The sequence below is a fragment of the Kamptonema formosum PCC 6407 genome, from assembly GCF_000332155.1.
Classification (GTDB): domain Bacteria; phylum Cyanobacteriota; class Cyanobacteriia; order Cyanobacteriales; family Microcoleaceae; genus Kamptonema; species Kamptonema formosum.
Genome location: NZ_KB235903.1, coordinates 2,640,471 through 2,655,036 on the forward strand (window position 1 = coordinate 2,640,471; position 14,566 = coordinate 2,655,036).

Here is a 14,566-nt window from a genome sequence, read left to right on the forward strand (position 1 = left end):
TGTGTTACCCTATAATATAAAAATCAACCAGTCAACTAAAATTTTTACTAACTCTTCATGTGAAATTACCACCTAATACCACAATTGCTCAAGCCAAAATCACCCAATATTTACTGAAACTATTGCCAGAAGATGATAAATCCCTGTTTTTAGCACAAGCTGGCTATACTTTAGCAAACTGGCAACAGTTAGAAACGGATTTAAGAATCCAAATTTTACCACTAGATGCAACACCTACCGAGGAGACACGATATGGTAATAAATACCAAATACGAGGTTCCCTAACAGGGCCTAACGGGACAACCCTGCAAGTAGTTACCATTTGGATGACCGAGTTTTTATCCCAACAAACCAAATTTATCACCCTGTATCCAAACAAGGAAGCATAAGCCATGAAATTTGAACTCTTTAAAAGAGTAGCTTTACGAGAAGATTTACCTCAGTACAAACTGTGTCGCGGCGATATTGCCACCATTGTCGAACATCATCCCGATCCAGATGAAGATGGGTACAGCCTAGAGGTATTTAATGCAGTAGGAGAAACCTTAGCAGTAATTACCGTCGGCGAGTCCCAGATTGAACAACTTTCCGAGAATGAAGTGTTGCACGTTAGGCGTTTAGACGAGGCGGCGTGAATAGAGCTTAACTCTAATCTTCACTATGCTAAAATTGTCATAAATTCTCTAACATTGAGGTAATCGCCATTGACAAACCCATCTGATGAAATCTCAGAACCCTCAAAACCAAAAGAGGACGAAAAAGCTATCCTAATTGCTGAACTCCAACAGGCAGGAATTAAACATACACCAGAGAAAATACTACGGATTGCGAAACTGTCTGATGGCAAAATTGTCTTCTTAGAAGAAGGTAAAGGCGGAAAACGTGGTAGTGGTCTTAAACATATCTTAGAAAATCACCAACAGGAATTTGCTACTCGCGGACTCTGCGAAACTAACCTGCCCGATGCTATAATAAATGCTGTCACTCAAGGTGAAATTGTTGACTATCAACAAACAAATAGACCTATTTATAAGATCAGCTTCAATAACAAAATTCAGCTAATTGCTGTAACTGTTGCTGACAATGGTTATATTGTCTGTGCTAACCCAGGTTCACTTCGACGAAGCCGATAATTAAGGGGGAGAAAAATGATCCCAAAAATCAAACTAATGCCAGATTATTACTGCTACCCTTTGTGGGGTTTAGACCCAGATAATATTGGCGATATTGACCCGGAAACATTGCCGCTTTTGCCAGATACGATTCATCGTTTAAAAGTATACTCAGAAGCATATCAAGCTGGTTTAAACTGGGATTACCCACCTGATTCCCCAGAACTAACAAAAGAGGAAATAGAGAGTTATGAGCGAGATGGTATAAGCTTATGGCTGCAACTTCAAGAAGAATTAGCCGCCGATTATGAAGTGCATTACTTCAGCCAGAAGTTACGAAAAGTTATCGGTCATCCCAGTGAGTTAATGGCAACTGTATAATCTCTAAAAAAGAGTTATCTATTCCCTTATTTCATGCGGACTGGGACTCTGGCGTGTACTTCATGCCAGAATATTTGAGAACGGGAATTATCGCCATCCACCAACTACCCAGAATTCCACAAACCCTGTGGCTGAGAATTCTAGGTAGAGGTAATGCACAAAAACAGGCAATTGACGAACTAGAAGCATTACCAGCGGATAGCCCCCTCCGCACAAATGCGCTAGAATTGTTTTATCAATTGCAGGAAAACTTAGGCTTTAATCAAAGTTTAGCAATAGAAGATAGGGAGTTAGTTATGCGATTACGACCTCTTTTTCAAGAACGATTGGCAGAAGTAGAACGACAAGGAGAACAGCGCGGCGAACAGCGCGGCGAACAGCGCACTAAACGCCTCATTGTAGAAAATTTATTGCGCGTCAGGTTTGGCTCATTAGATGAGGAATTGTCAGCAATTATTGAGCCATTATTAGCTTTGTCGCCAGAAGAATTTACTCCCTTGCTGGTGCAATTATCCCGCGAGGAACTGTTAGCTAGATTCCGAGAGGAAAGTCTTTAGCTATCGTAAATACCCGGATTATCTGAGGCGGCATGAATAAAGCTTAACTTTAATAGGACTTACGCAGGTCGTCCCAGAAACCGGGTTTTTGAGAGCATCTGTGGGTAACAACGAAGTATTTTCGTAAAAAACCCGGTTTCTTTGCTTGGGTGCGTAATTCCTGTTTACTCTACAATACGATTTGTTTGGCGGTACGATCGCACCCCTAAACTGTCTGACTCCTAAACTGTCTCACCCCTAAACTATCCGATCGCGATCGCCCTCTATTCCCTTCTTTTCCTTCTTTCCCTAGCCCCTAGCCCCTAGCCCCTAGCCCCTAACCGCCTTGGCGGTTGCTATATCTTAACAATTTTCTCAGATCGTCCCTACTTCTATCGGTGATAGGTCTGTGTCGCGCTTTCATCTATGATCTACCCAGAGAGATCAATCGCATACCGCCGATCATGCCCAAAACTGTAGCCGATGTAATGACCCGCGACCCCATCTTGGCGCGACCTGAAATGCCTCTTTCCGAAGCCATTAAGATTTTGGCCGAACGGCGGATTAGTGGCCTGCCAGTGGTGGATGAAAATGAGAAATTAGTAGGCGTTATCTCCGAAACAGACTTGATGTGGCAGGAAGTAGGGGTAACGCCCCCAGCATATATCATGCTACTCGATAGCGTGATTTACTTGGAGAATCCCGGCCGTTACGAACGAGAACTCCACAAAGCTTTAGGACAAACGGTTGGAGAAGTGATGAGTCGCGATCCCATTACTACTACACCCGATAAATCTCTCCCAGAAGCAGCGCGACTAATGCACGAGCGTAGCATCCATCGCTTGCCAGTGATCGATCCCACCGGCAAAGCGATCGGCATTCTGACGCGAGGAGATATTGTCCGAGCAATGGCCGCCGAGTATTAATTATCAACCAAGAGTTAACGGTTAACAGTTAACAATTAACAGTTAACCGTTAACAATTACCAATTAACAATTACCAATTAGCAATTACCAATTTAATGAGCATTACCCCTGAGTCTGTCCAGCAATTGCTAAGTTCCCAGGATCTAGGCGATCGCTTACAAGCATTGAATAAAATGCGCCAACTAGAACCGGCCACAGCTTTCGACCTGATCCAAGGTGCGATCGTCGATAAAAATGTCCGCGTCCGATATGCAGCCGTCAGTCAGATGGCTACCCTCGGCGAACAGAATTTGCCTCAATCTTTGAAAGTCTTGCGCGAAAGCCTCAAAGACCCCGAACCCGACGTGCAAGCCGCCGCCGCTGATGCCTTGGGTGCTTTGAAACTAACCGCAGCTTTTGAGGAATTGGAGCAACTTTACCACAGTACCTCCGAGTGGCTAGTCCAACTCAGCATCGTCGCCGCCTTGGGAGACATGGGAGAACCACGAGCTTTTGAACTGTTAGAAGTTGCTCTCCAATCCAGCAACGAACTGATCCAAACCATTGCCATTAGCGCACTAGGAGAATTAGGCGATAGTCGAGCAGTCCCCGCGATCGTACCCTACGCCTCCAATCCTGACTGGCAGGTGCGCTACAGAGTTGCCCAAGCCTTAGCCCGGTTAGGCGGCCCTGAAGCAGAAGCCACTCTCAAAACCCTAGCCAGCGATGAAGTAGAGCAAGTTGCCCAAGAAGCCAAAACTGCACAAAATACCCACTAATTTACACTAATTTAAAAGGTTGCCAGGGATGCCCTCTCCCCTTCGCGACGCGCTACGATCCAATTATTGCTACCGCTGGCGAAAAGCAGCGCAAGGAGACCAAAAATGTTCCTCAACGAACTAACCCCAGTGCTAAAAGAACTAACCCAGCAGCCGATCGCTTTCTTAGGCGGATTTGTTTCTGGCCTGCTGCGACTCAACCTTTACGACGACCCAGTAAAAAGCTGGCTTGACCAGCAAACTGGTTCGACTTCCTACACTCCCCCTACTGAAGAAAACAACGGTAATAGTAGTGGGCCTCAGTCTATTAACATCGATTAAGTATCGCTAATTGGGCGATTAAAATCGCGTCTACACAAGCAAAGTCTGCCTATCCAGACTGTAGAATTTCAACCCGCGTAGGCGGGTTTTGTCTGTATAGACGCGGTTTCAACCGCCCAGTCAAGCTTACTGATGAGGTGCCAGCGGAATCTCAATAATAAACTCACTACCCTCAAAAGGTGCGGAAATACAAGTCAAATTTCCACCGTGAGACTTAACAACAATAGAGTGGGAAATAGACAGACCCAAGCCAGTACCAGACCCCACAGGCTTCGTTGTAAAGAAAGGGTCAAAAATCTTGTGAACCACATCAGGAGTCATGCCGGGGCCATTATCAGCAATTCTAACGATCGCATTTCTACCTATAACCTCAGTGCGAATTGTAATCATAGGTTTTTTCTCTGCATCTTCGCTATTACTTCTCACAGATTCCAAAGCATCAATCGCATTGGTAAGAATATTCATAAACACCTGATTTAACTGAGAAGCATAACAGGTAATCTGCGGCAGTTCAACGTACTCTTTAATCACATCAATGCCTAATTTTCCCCCTTCTTTTCTCAGACGTGGCTGCAAAAGCATAACCGTACTATCAATGCCAGAATGAATATTAACCGGCTTCATTTCTGCTTCATCAAGGCGCGAAAAATTCCGCAAACTGAGAACAATATCGCGGATGCGTTCTGCCCCCACCTTCATCGAATCCAGAAGTTTTTCCAAATCTTCTACTAAGAATTCCAATTCTACTCTATCTATTTCCGATTGAATTTCAGGTGCAGGTGTGGGATAGTGTTGCTGGTAAAGGTAAATGATATTTAGCAAATCTTTGACGTATTCACTAGCTGGAGTTAAATTGCCGTAGATAAAACTGACAGGATTATTAATTTCATGAGCTACACCAGCCACCATTTGCCCCAAACTAGACATCTTCTCAGTTTGGATCAGTTGGGCTTGAGTAACTTTTAGTTCCACTAAAGTTTGTTCTAAACGCCCATTTTTTTCGTTTAATTCCTGCGTGCGTTCTTGCACTTTTTGCTCCACTGAAGCGTAAAGCAAAGCATTTTCTAGCGAAATAGCAACTTGGGAAGAAAGCAGCCTTAAAACTTCCAATCTGTCAGGAGTAAATACCCCAGTGGTTAAATTATTTTCTAAATAGAGAATCCCGATGAGTTTGCCTTGATTAATAATCGGCGTACACAAAAGAGATTTGAGTTGCTGTTTGACAATATAAGGATCTGCGGCAAATCTGCCCTCAGCAGCAGCATTACTTAACACCACATCAGAGCGAGTCCTCTCAACATAATTAATCACACTCACAGGTAAATCCTGAGATTCCTCCAGTGGAGTTGATTGTTGCACAATAACATCTTCTGTAGCTGTTCTTCCCGATTTGTTGGCTAAACCTCCCGTTACAGATGCTTGAGCAGAAATCAGCAATTTTCCTTCACTCAGCAAGATCAAAAATCCAGATTGCGCTCCAGCATTTTCAATGGAAATTTTCATCAATGAAGCCAGCAATTTATCGAGAAAAATTTCACTAGAAATTGCTAATGATGCCTTCATCACTGTAGCTAAATCTAGAGCCCGTGCATCGCTACCAGTAGAGGTATGAATAGTTGCATTTAAGGAATTTTTAAAGGTTTTATTAGCTATTACTGCGTCGCGTAAATAAGGATATTTTTCCTCTAAATCCTCCACTTTACGAATAGCACCCCAGCGTTTATAAGCAGAGTAAGATTCGCGTAAGTGGATGTTGGCATACTTCGGTTTATCTTTACTAAACCAAAAATTTGCTGCTAGTTCATTTGCCAAAGCTTCATGCTGAATATACTCATTTTTCTTAGCTAAAGATATAGCGCGATCGTAGAAATCAATTGCCTCTGATTCTTGACCAGAAATACGCCCCATTTCTGCTGCCACCAACAGGTACTTGTGCAGGAAATTTTCGGGACTGTTTTCTGCCCAGATTTTCATCTGCTTTTGATTAGATTCTAACTTCGCCCAATATTCCTTTTGCTCATCTTCTGAAACTTGAGAGTAAAGAGCAGCGAATATTAAAGACGCATAAAAATTATATTCTGTAACTGGAAAAATCCCGGTGATAAAACTCAGTTGCTTTTCCGCAGATAAAACCCATTTGAGTGCTTCATCTAGATTCCCATAACAATAAAAAACCTGAGCTTTAAAAATATTATAGAAGCACAGCGTGAAAAAGTTTTGATGTTCTTGGCAACTTTCGATATACTCTAATTCGGTGATTCCTTCGTTACTAAAATCATTTTTTTCTGAAGTCAGCTTACTTAAGTTACGCAGAATTAATTGCAATCCATTCAATGTATCCGTAACCATCTGATTTTTAGTCTTCAGCGAAAATTGTAAATAACTGGGCACTTCTGTCAGCAGTGGGCCAATATTTTTACCTTGAAAAAATGAGTAAATCGCTTTATAATTGAGAATATAGCCTGCATACTGTAAATCTCCAGAGTTCAAAGCGGCTTTATACCCTTCATTATTAAGAGGAATAGACTCTTTTAGATGTTGAAACCAGTAACTTAAAGCATTAGCAAATACAGTAGAAACTTTACCTTTAAGTTCCAAATTTCCAAATTTATCAGTTAGTTTCAGCGCCATTAAACCAAACTCGTAGGCTGATTTATACTCTCCAAATACTGCATTCAGGAGAATTCCATAATTAGCATAAGAGAAAGATGATTCAGGAGCATGACCGTATCTGAGAGAAAGATTAACTGATTTGAGGATACTAAAAGTCCACAAAGCAGGATTAATAAAGTAAGCCGATGGCAACAAATTATTGAATAATTTCAAGGCAACTTTTTTCTCCGGCAGCGTCATTTCAGGTTCATCTATTAACACCGCAACTTCTTTATTCCCTTGACTGGCTTTTGCTTCTGCAAATTCGGCTCCAATTGCCGCATCTAAACCATCTTCAGGCAAGTCAATTCCTAGCAAGGTAATAGCATTTTTCCCGGCTTTAACTGCTTCTTCATTTTTCCCACGCAAAGCATACTGTACGAGCAGAAGATTATAAATTTCTGCCTTTTCTAAATCCGATCTCGTCTTCTTCAGAGTTAGGTTGATAAATTCTTCGGATCGCTCGAAATTCCCATTTAAATATTCAACTTCAGCCCGTTCTTTATGCAAAGCTATAGCTAAGTCGTAATCTGCATTCCAAATATCTTCAGTTAAGCCGTCCATGCTGGCAGTTAAATATTCCCTAGCTGCAAAGTAAGCTGTTGCCTCTTTAGCTTTTCGCGCTGCTTCTAAGTTCAATATTGCTAATTCCATTTGTTCTTCTTCGTCTAGGATTAGCGACCTACCAACATTGAGATGATCTACTAATTCAAAAATTCTTTCGGATCTATATTCCTTCGGAGTATTTGCTAGGATTTGGCGACCAATTCTGAGGTGAACTGCTTTTTTTTGCGAATCCTCAATCAGGGTATAAGCTGCCTGTTGCACGCGGTCGTGCAAGAACTTATAATTGAGAATTAGTAAGGGGTAGTGAGTCAATTCTACGGACTTAGCTTCTAAGTCGGAAGTTGGGAGAATTAACCCTTCTTGAATCGCTGGTAAAAGAGCATGAAAAGTTTCCGATGCTTCTTTTTCATGTATAAGAGAAAGGGTATTTAAATCAAATTGGTTGCCCAAACAAGCAACAAGGCGTAAAATTTGCTGCGTTGATTCTGGGAGTTTCTTCAATTTTTGGATCATCAATTCTACTACATTATCCGTGATGGCGCACTGCTCAATATCAGAAATGTTCCATTGCCACTCACCTTTACTACCAGACTGCGGAGGAGAAAAAGTTAATAGGTTTTCTTGATAGAGAGTTTTCAAGAATTGATTGACAAAGAAAGGATTGCCATCAGTTTTACTAATTACCAATTCTGCAATTGGTTTTACTGATTCTTTATCGCTGTGTAAAGTCTCAGCAATCAGATTAGTAACGTGCTCAACATCTAACGGTGCTAAAATAATTTCGTTGATAATCGCTTCCTGGTTTCGCAGATTTTCCAGGGTCATCATTAAAGGATGTGTGGGACTGACTTCGTTATCGCGATAAGCACCAATTACAAATAAATATTTTGTCTCTCGATCGGAGAAAATTAATTCTATCAGTTTAAGGGTAGCAGAGTCAGCCCACTGCAAATCATCTAGAAAAATTACTAGAGGATGTTCCTGCTGACAAAATACCCGGATAAAGTTTTGAAAGACTAGGTTAAAACGATTTTGGGATTCAGTTGGCCCTAATTCTGCTACGGGAGATTGTTGGCCCACAATCAATTCTATTTCTGGGATGACATCGATAATAATTTGTCCGTTAGGGCCAAAGGCATTGCGGAGTTTTTCGCGCCATACTGTTAGCTGCGTTTCACTTTCTGTCAGCAATTGCCGCACTAATTCGGAGAAAGCGCTGACTACGGCTGAGTAGGGAGTAGTTCGCTTGTACTGGTCAAATTTACCCCAGATGAAATAACCATGTCTGTTGGTAATAGGTTTTTCTAGAAGCCTAACTAATGCTGATTTACCAATCCCAGAATAACCAGCAATTAGCATCATTTCGCCCCCCCTGCTCTCGGAGTAAGGGGTGTTGACACGCTCAAAGGCTGCTAGCAACGTTTCTATTTCTTTTTCTCTGCCATAAAGCTTTTTGGGAATTTGAAATTTGTCCGAAATATCTTGGCTACCGAGAGGAAATTCGGCAATATATCCAGAGGTTTGTAATTGAAAAAGACAAGATTCTAAATCAGCTTTAATTCCCCAAGCACTTTGATATCTTTCCTCAGCAGTTTTGGCGAGCAATTTCATTACAATGTTAGCAAGAGCTTGCGGAATTTCGGGTGTAATTTCGCGAGGAGAAATTGGCTGTTTAGCAATGTGGCAATGAACTAATTCCATCGCATCCGTAGTGTTAAAAGGCAGTTTGCCTGTCAGCAGTTCGTAGAAGGTTGCACCCAGGGAATAAAAATCAGTTCTGTAATCTACAGCTCGGTTCATTCTGCCCGTTTGTTCGGGCGACATATAAGCTAAAGTACCTTCTAAAATATTGGGATTTTTAATCTGGGTATTTTCGCGGGTCAATTCTGTAGCAATGCTAAAGTCAATGATTTTGAGCTGTCCAGTAGTAGGATTAACAACAATATTGGAGGGATTAATATCTTTATGAATAACATTTTTTGCGTGAATTTCTCCTAAACTTTCAGCAATTTTGATCGCCATAGTTAGGAATCCAAAAAATGTCAATTTTTGGGAGGACATGAATATTCTTAAGGATTCACCGCCAAAGTCTTCTAATATCATTACTAGACTGTTCCTAAAAGGTTGTAAGCTATAGGCTTTGACAACGCTATCTAGGTTTAGATTCTGAATAATTTCATACTCAAGTCTATATCTCGCAAGTTCTTCTGGTGCGGGATATTCTTCTTTTATAAGTTTAAGAATAACTGGTTGATTGTCCTGTTCGATGCGGCCGCGATAGACTAGGGATTTACTACTTTCGTAGATTAAAGCTATAACTGCAACGCCGGGAATCGCGATCATAGTGGGGTTCTCCCTGATTGAGTTTGATTTCTCGTTGCTATTGCTCATTATCACTCAAGGTTAATATAGATGAGCTTGATTGTGGGCGCTCCGCCCTATCTTACGTTTTTAGTCGCTTTCAGTGCTGGTTGATTGCTAAGGACGCTATATTTTCCGATAACAATGCCCGTTGCATCTGTTGCGATCGCACGACAATACTCATAATATCATTTTGTCGAGATAGCTGCAAAGTTTTTGGGAAAAAATACTACTTGCAAGATGGCTTTTTGCCATACTTGCTTCTGTTTCTGCTTCCTGAATCACGATATTAATTTGTTCGCTTAGAGCCTCTTCAATTTGTTTGTCCTGTTTCTGAAGCTGCTCTGGAGGGATGTAGGATTTTGCTACTTCTAAAATACGCTGGCGCAGCATACCTAGTAACTGATGTCTGACATCAGCACGAAAAGATTTGAGTTTAAGCAAGCGAGTCACTTGATACTGAGCTTGTAGTCCTACAGTAGCGGCAATTTCTCCCATAGTCCGTCCCTGACAATGAAATAGCTGAAGTCCCATCAAGAATTGTTTGATTTTATTGGGATTTTGACGCTGAAATTGCTTAATCCATAAGTTTGTCACTTGGGCAATTGCATCCTCTAAACAAAGTAAAAGTTCCTGGCGATATAATTTCAAAAACTCTGTTTGTTCATCTCTATTTTCCAAATTATTTAAAGTTTCTGTAGAATTCAAAATGTTAACTGCATAGCTATTTTCTGAACTATCTAAAGATTCATATTTGGGAGAACCTCCTCGCACAGAAATCCGGTAATTTCGCAATTTCGATGCTAGCTGCTGTAGCAGTAGCATCACCATTTTAGGTGAAAATTTCTGGCTGGTTTTAGTTTCTATAAATTCTGCAATTTGTTGCAGTTGCTCAGGTGTGGGTGGCTGGCACTGCCTCTTCCCTCCCGCTTGACGCTGCTGAAGTCTGGCGGTGCGGTAGACAGCATGATAAGCTTCTAAAAGTTGGCAAAATTGCTGGATTTCAAAGGATGTTAGTTGGTAAAAATCAGATAAAATTCGCTCTAGCTGTTTGGTACGAGTATCGTTGAGTATTGCCCAATCGCTGACCATATAAACACCGCGTTCTAGCAAGAAAGAATTTAATTCAGAATGATGTTTTACCCTTCTATAAGTCCAGGTGCTTAAACTGCTCTGTTCTGGATCGAAGCTTTCCAGAACGATCTTAGCAATTGATTTGTAGGAACTAGAGCCACGAGCTTCACTGGAGAACTTGTTAAATCTGCCATCTTCAGAGAGGACAAATGGCAATAAATCCTGGTAAGTGAAGCCGTGAGCCGCCCCAAATTGGGTTTCAAGATGTCGGCAAGCTTGCTCAATGTGATGGGAAATAAAGCAGAGCAAACAGCGTTCTGCAAATACAGATTTTTCTGATTGATGGGGAGGGGGAAATCTCATCCATTCCCGCAATTGGCGCTGAATTCGATCGTCAGGTACATCGCCTTGTGCAGTATCAGTACCTTTGAGAAATTCTGAAGCAAAAAAGGCTTTTACTTCGGCAATCACCTCGATTTTGCACCCTCCAGCAATATCAATTCTTACAAGTGTCCAGTATTTTGAAGCAGCACCCATAGCAATTACCCATTACCAGATGTATAGGAGAAGGCAGAAGGATTTAATCATCTACTTTAATCATCTATCCCTATTAGCCTGCCTAATTGACTTTCTGATAGTAGCCAAAGGCTGACAAAACTGCTGGGGGATGTTTTGAATAAATTGTGCGAGAGCTTCTGAAGGATTTTGCACTTGATAAGCAGACTGTAAAACATCTGACCACATCTGGCGCTCGGCAAAATAATTTGCTTTGGCATAAGCAATCTTTTCTGGCGTAGCTCCCTCTTGTTGCAATTGCCTTTCTAAGGTGTTTAAATCTGCGGTAATGCGATCGCGTTCCTCGGCGGGTACGATCTGGAATGAAACTTGGAAAGTGGGGATATCCTCCCCCTCTTCAAACAGTACCCAATCGTAACTTTCTCCCGGTTGCAGAGGTTGTCCGCTATAGGTGGCGCTGTTATTACTAGGCGCGAGTTTCTGACTCCACATTACTTGCTCGCTACGCCGTCGGCGCACCTCTATTTTTGATATATTTCCTTGCCATAGAAATAAAGGGCGATCGTTCCAAATTCTTATTTCTTCCCCTGACAGAGATTCGGGTGAGATGGTGCAGACGAGTTCAACTGGGCCCCGCGAACCTCCTGTTTCTTCCTTTCTAGGAGGTTCTTTCTCGTACAATTTATCCCAGGGTAACTGTTGTTCTTCTGTTTCTGCCATAGCATTTTGCACGGATAAATGTAGCAAAAACGGGGTGGAAATCAACGCTAAAGATAGCAAAAAAATGGTTAATCCCTTGTGAAATCTCATTTTGAATCCTTCAACAAACTATATCCCCAAAAACGTAAATCTTTGGCAGATTTTTTCTGATTTAATAATTTTACCAGTATGGGCAGGATGTAAATACTCAGCGTTGCAGCAGGTAGAACAAAAGGTAAAAGCACGGCAGCAGTAATGTAAAGTTGTAAGCTAATTAATCCATAAATGGTAGTTCCAATTAATATCGAACAAACTGCTTGCTCGCGATGTGCTAGGGCGAGGGCAGCCCCTTTTCCTAACAACACCGCTAGGCCGATCGTCCAGAGATCGGGAATAGGAATTACTAACCTTTTATGCAAGAAATGGTGTATCATGTAAGCGTGAGCTTCCCCACCAGTAAAATAGCGGCGCTGCTTGTGGCGGCGCTGATTGAACCAGTAGCTAAGTGCTGCGGGAATCCTAAAATTATCTTCCCCATCTCTAATTACCCCTGCTTCGCTATATCCTCCCGGTGCAATCAGCACAACTTGCTGCTGTAAATGCTGCAATTCCGGGGAATTAACTTCACTTTCCAGCAGTTGCCAAGCGGGGATATGCTGATAGATATATTCAGGGGGAACTGAAAAATCAATGATTGGTTGTAACCACATTTGCCCCCAATCATAAGATAAGCTGGTAATCGGTTGTAGTTGCGATGAAGGCGAGAATAATGTTTTGTAATTAAGGCCTTTTTCTCGATTAAGATATGCAATTGCTTCCGAGAAAAGTTCTGTCTTGCTGTCCAATCTAGGCGCAGGCAATTGAGACGAATCTTGATTTCCTGTTGCCAATTTTTGATTTGCTGCCACAGATGGCTGTGAATAAGCTTCTATGTTCAAATGATAAGCTAAAGCCAGCATATAAGCTAAGGGCATTTTTGCAGAACTAGAATTTTCTTCGGGTACTAATCTCATGTACCAGTGTACCATATTAATATGACCTTGAAAGCTCCAATTAGGGCTGGCAATTTCTGGGAGCACTTTTAGCCATCCTTCGGTATCGTCGCGGACAGATGCAAATACAAACCAAGTGGGATGAGGTTTTTGAACGGCGGTTTGTATAGATTTAGAAAGTATGCGATCGCTCTCCTCGTGGGGACGATCTAATAAATAATCAATCCCTACAACTTTAGCATTACTTGCCGCAAGCTTGTCAATTAAACTAGCTAAATATTGGCGATTCATCGGTTTGGGATTAGAAATTTTAGCCTTGCGGATTGACTTATCATCAATTGCTATTAATAGCACTTTAGGGGTAGCAACCATCGGTAGTTGTCGGGTAATGTCGCGATAAATTGCTTGTACTAAAACGCGCTTTTCTAGCAGCCCATCTTGTACTGGAAGTGACAAACTAAGGAATGTTAAAATTGACAGCGCGATCGCTTCTATCCGAGTTGGTAAAAGACGCTTAACAAATTCTCTAACCCCGTAAGGTTTAATTTGAAAGAAAACTGCTCCCGGATGACAAAATAGCGAAGGAACTAAGCAAGTAGAGGGATAAGTTAGGCTCTTTTCCAATCGCAGATATTGACAAGCACCGACTAAAGAATCTTGTACATCTTTGTGTTGGGCAAGTCCTTGGAGAAACCGAGCTAAAAATACCTGCGCTACCTGATTATGAATGGGTTCTCGCATCACCGCTACTTGACTTAATCCTAAATCAATTAACGAATTAGCAATGGTCAAACCGCAACAAGAATTGAATAGGGCAAACTTTAATCCCCGCTCTTTTGCTAAGAGAAGTTGAGGTTTAATTTCACTAATTGATATGCAGGTTTCGGGCGCGATCGCCAATTCTCCGCCCGTCATTGCTGTTTCATTGCTGTGTCCCGCAAAAAATAGTATATCCCAGCCTCTCTCATCGGCTAAAGCCTGACAAATATTAGCTTTCAATTCAGGAATATCTAATCCCGGTTGCCAACCTACAAACTTAATCTCAGCGATGCGAGAAAGGGAGCGCACTGCGGTGCGATCGCCCTGAAAATTCAATCCCGTATCATCTCCTAAAATTGCTAAAATTCTGGCTTTTTTTCCTCGTTTTTGTGGGGGATTTTTATCAGTTTCACTCCTAATATTTACAGGAGTCCGAACAATACGAATTTCCCCTAATCTCGGAAAATCAGCGCCGATTTCCCAAGATTCCCAAGGTAAGCGCTCGATCTCAATAGGATGACAAGTAAGGAATACATTAACATTTGAATTTTGGCTGCCAACAATTACCGACTCAGTAATTTCCGGTAATCTACTATTAGCAATTTCTGCTCGGATTTCAAATAAATCTGCACTTCGCAGCCAGTGATGAAATTCTGACAATAATCTAGCTTCGGCTTGAATCAGTCTAGCGTGCCAATCTATAGGTGGCGGTGCAATGCTACCACTAGCTTCTACCCGCCCTCTCAGAGCTGATTTGTAAAAGCTTAAATAAATTCGCTGCCACTCTTGATATAAAGTCGCGATTGATTCTGGATAATTTAACGTTGCAGACAGTTGTTGTCCTGTACCCCAAGACAATTCAAACAGACAATTTTGAGCAAAACGCTGAATTTTTAACCTAAAAATTGTCAT

General features: G+C 41.7%; 12 protein-coding genes. 8 read left to right on the top strand and 4 right to left on the bottom strand.

What is annotated here, in order from left to right; all coding sequences use genetic code 11:
• Nucleotides 1-59: 59 nt before the first annotated feature.
• The 8 genes from OSCIL6407_RS0116580 to OSCIL6407_RS0116615 all read left to right on the top strand — a co-directional run bounded on the left by OSCIL6407_RS0116580 (nucleotide 60) and on the right by OSCIL6407_RS0116615 (nucleotide 4,034).
• Nucleotides 60-389, top strand: a complete 330-nt coding sequence (locus OSCIL6407_RS0116580; RefSeq protein WP_007357852.1) for a DUF6883 domain-containing protein — start codon at nucleotides 60-62, stop codon at nucleotides 387-389.
• 3 nt (nucleotides 390-392) lie between these two features.
• Entirely contained in the window at nucleotides 393-635 is a 243-nt protein-coding gene (locus tag OSCIL6407_RS0116585; protein WP_007357853.1) for a DUF4926 domain-containing protein, read from the top strand.
• Nucleotides 636-704: 69 nt separating this feature from the next.
• Entirely contained in the window at nucleotides 705-1,133 is a 429-nt protein-coding gene (locus tag OSCIL6407_RS0116590; RefSeq protein ID WP_007357854.1) for a hypothetical protein, read from the top strand.
• Nucleotides 1,134-1,169: 36 nt separating this feature from the next.
• Nucleotides 1,170-1,493, top strand: coding sequence for a hypothetical protein (locus OSCIL6407_RS0116595; RefSeq protein WP_407635880.1), 324 nt, complete (start codon nucleotides 1,170-1,172; stop codon nucleotides 1,491-1,493).
• Between the two features lie 62 nt (nucleotides 1,494-1,555).
• The gene (locus tag OSCIL6407_RS0116600; protein WP_007357856.1) at nucleotides 1,556-2,050 is read left to right on the top strand and encodes an RpnC/YadD family protein; all 495 of its coding nucleotides are present in this window, start codon (nucleotides 1,556-1,558) and stop codon (nucleotides 2,048-2,050) included.
• Nucleotides 2,051-2,493: 443 nt separating this feature from the next.
• Complete coding sequence (locus tag OSCIL6407_RS0116605) at nucleotides 2,494-2,955, top strand: CBS domain-containing protein (protein ID WP_019487463.1); 462 nt, start codon at nucleotides 2,494-2,496, stop codon at nucleotides 2,953-2,955.
• Between the two features lie 95 nt (nucleotides 2,956-3,050).
• Entirely contained in the window at nucleotides 3,051-3,713 is a 663-nt protein-coding gene (gene nblB / locus OSCIL6407_RS0116610; RefSeq protein WP_007357858.1) for a phycobilisome degradation protein NblB, read from the top strand.
• 105 nt (nucleotides 3,714-3,818) lie between these two features.
• A complete protein-coding gene (locus OSCIL6407_RS0116615) occupies nucleotides 3,819-4,034 on the top strand; it encodes a hypothetical protein (RefSeq protein WP_007357859.1) in 216 nt (71 codons plus the stop codon).
• 126 nt (nucleotides 4,035-4,160) lie between these two features.
• Here the strand turns inward: OSCIL6407_RS0116615 and OSCIL6407_RS0116620 are convergent, their stop codons facing one another.
• The 4 genes from OSCIL6407_RS0116620 to OSCIL6407_RS0116635 all read right to left on the bottom strand — a co-directional run bounded on the left by OSCIL6407_RS0116620 (nucleotide 4,161) and on the right by OSCIL6407_RS0116635 (nucleotide 14,566).
• Nucleotides 4,161-9,596: a trifunctional serine/threonine-protein kinase/ATP-binding protein/sensor histidine kinase gene (locus OSCIL6407_RS0116620; RefSeq protein ID WP_007357860.1), complete on the bottom strand. Its 5,436-nt coding sequence runs from the start codon at nucleotides 9,594-9,596 to the stop codon at nucleotides 4,161-4,163.
• 198 nt (nucleotides 9,597-9,794) lie between these two features.
• Nucleotides 9,795-11,225, bottom strand: a complete 1,431-nt coding sequence (locus OSCIL6407_RS0116625; protein WP_007357861.1) for a hypothetical protein — start codon at nucleotides 11,223-11,225, stop codon at nucleotides 9,795-9,797.
• A 60-nt stretch (nucleotides 11,226-11,285) separates the two neighbouring features.
• Complete coding sequence (locus OSCIL6407_RS0116630) at nucleotides 11,286-12,014, bottom strand: hypothetical protein (RefSeq protein ID WP_007357862.1); 729 nt, start codon at nucleotides 12,012-12,014, stop codon at nucleotides 11,286-11,288.
• Entirely contained in the window at nucleotides 12,011-14,566 is a 2,556-nt protein-coding gene (locus OSCIL6407_RS0116635; protein ID WP_007357863.1) for a CHASE2 domain-containing protein, read from the bottom strand. Before OSCIL6407_RS0116635 ends, OSCIL6407_RS0116630 begins: the two co-directional genes overlap by 4 nt.

Excerpts from the sequence above, each read along its gene's own strand:
- OSCIL6407_RS0116635 (WP_007357863.1), bottom strand. The coding sequence starts at position 14,566 with ATGACAATTTTTAGGTTAAAAATTCAGCGTTTTGCTCAAAATTGTCTG.
- OSCIL6407_RS0116585 (WP_007357853.1), top strand. The coding sequence starts at position 393 with ATGAAATTTGAACTCTTTAAAAGAGTAGCTTTACGAGAAGATTTACCT.
- OSCIL6407_RS0116630 (WP_007357862.1), bottom strand. The coding sequence starts at position 12,014 with ATGAGATTTCACAAGGGATTAACCATTTTTTTGCTATCTTTAGCGTTG.
- OSCIL6407_RS0116615 (WP_007357859.1), top strand. The coding sequence starts at position 3,819 with ATGTTCCTCAACGAACTAACCCCAGTGCTAAAAGAACTAACCCAGCAG.
- OSCIL6407_RS0116605 (WP_019487463.1), top strand. The coding sequence starts at position 2,494 with ATGCCCAAAACTGTAGCCGATGTAATGACCCGCGACCCCATCTTGGCG.
- OSCIL6407_RS0116600 (WP_007357856.1), top strand. The coding sequence starts at position 1,556 with ATGCCAGAATATTTGAGAACGGGAATTATCGCCATCCACCAACTACCC.
- OSCIL6407_RS0116595 (WP_407635880.1), top strand. The coding sequence starts at position 1,170 with ATGCCAGATTATTACTGCTACCCTTTGTGGGGTTTAGACCCAGATAAT.
- OSCIL6407_RS0116625 (WP_007357861.1), bottom strand. The coding sequence starts at position 11,225 with ATGGGTGCTGCTTCAAAATACTGGACACTTGTAAGAATTGATATTGCT.
- OSCIL6407_RS0116620 (WP_007357860.1), bottom strand. The coding sequence starts at position 9,596 with ATGATCGCGATTCCCGGCGTTGCAGTTATAGCTTTAATCTACGAAAGT.
- nblB (WP_007357858.1), top strand. The coding sequence starts at position 3,051 with ATGAGCATTACCCCTGAGTCTGTCCAGCAATTGCTAAGTTCCCAGGAT.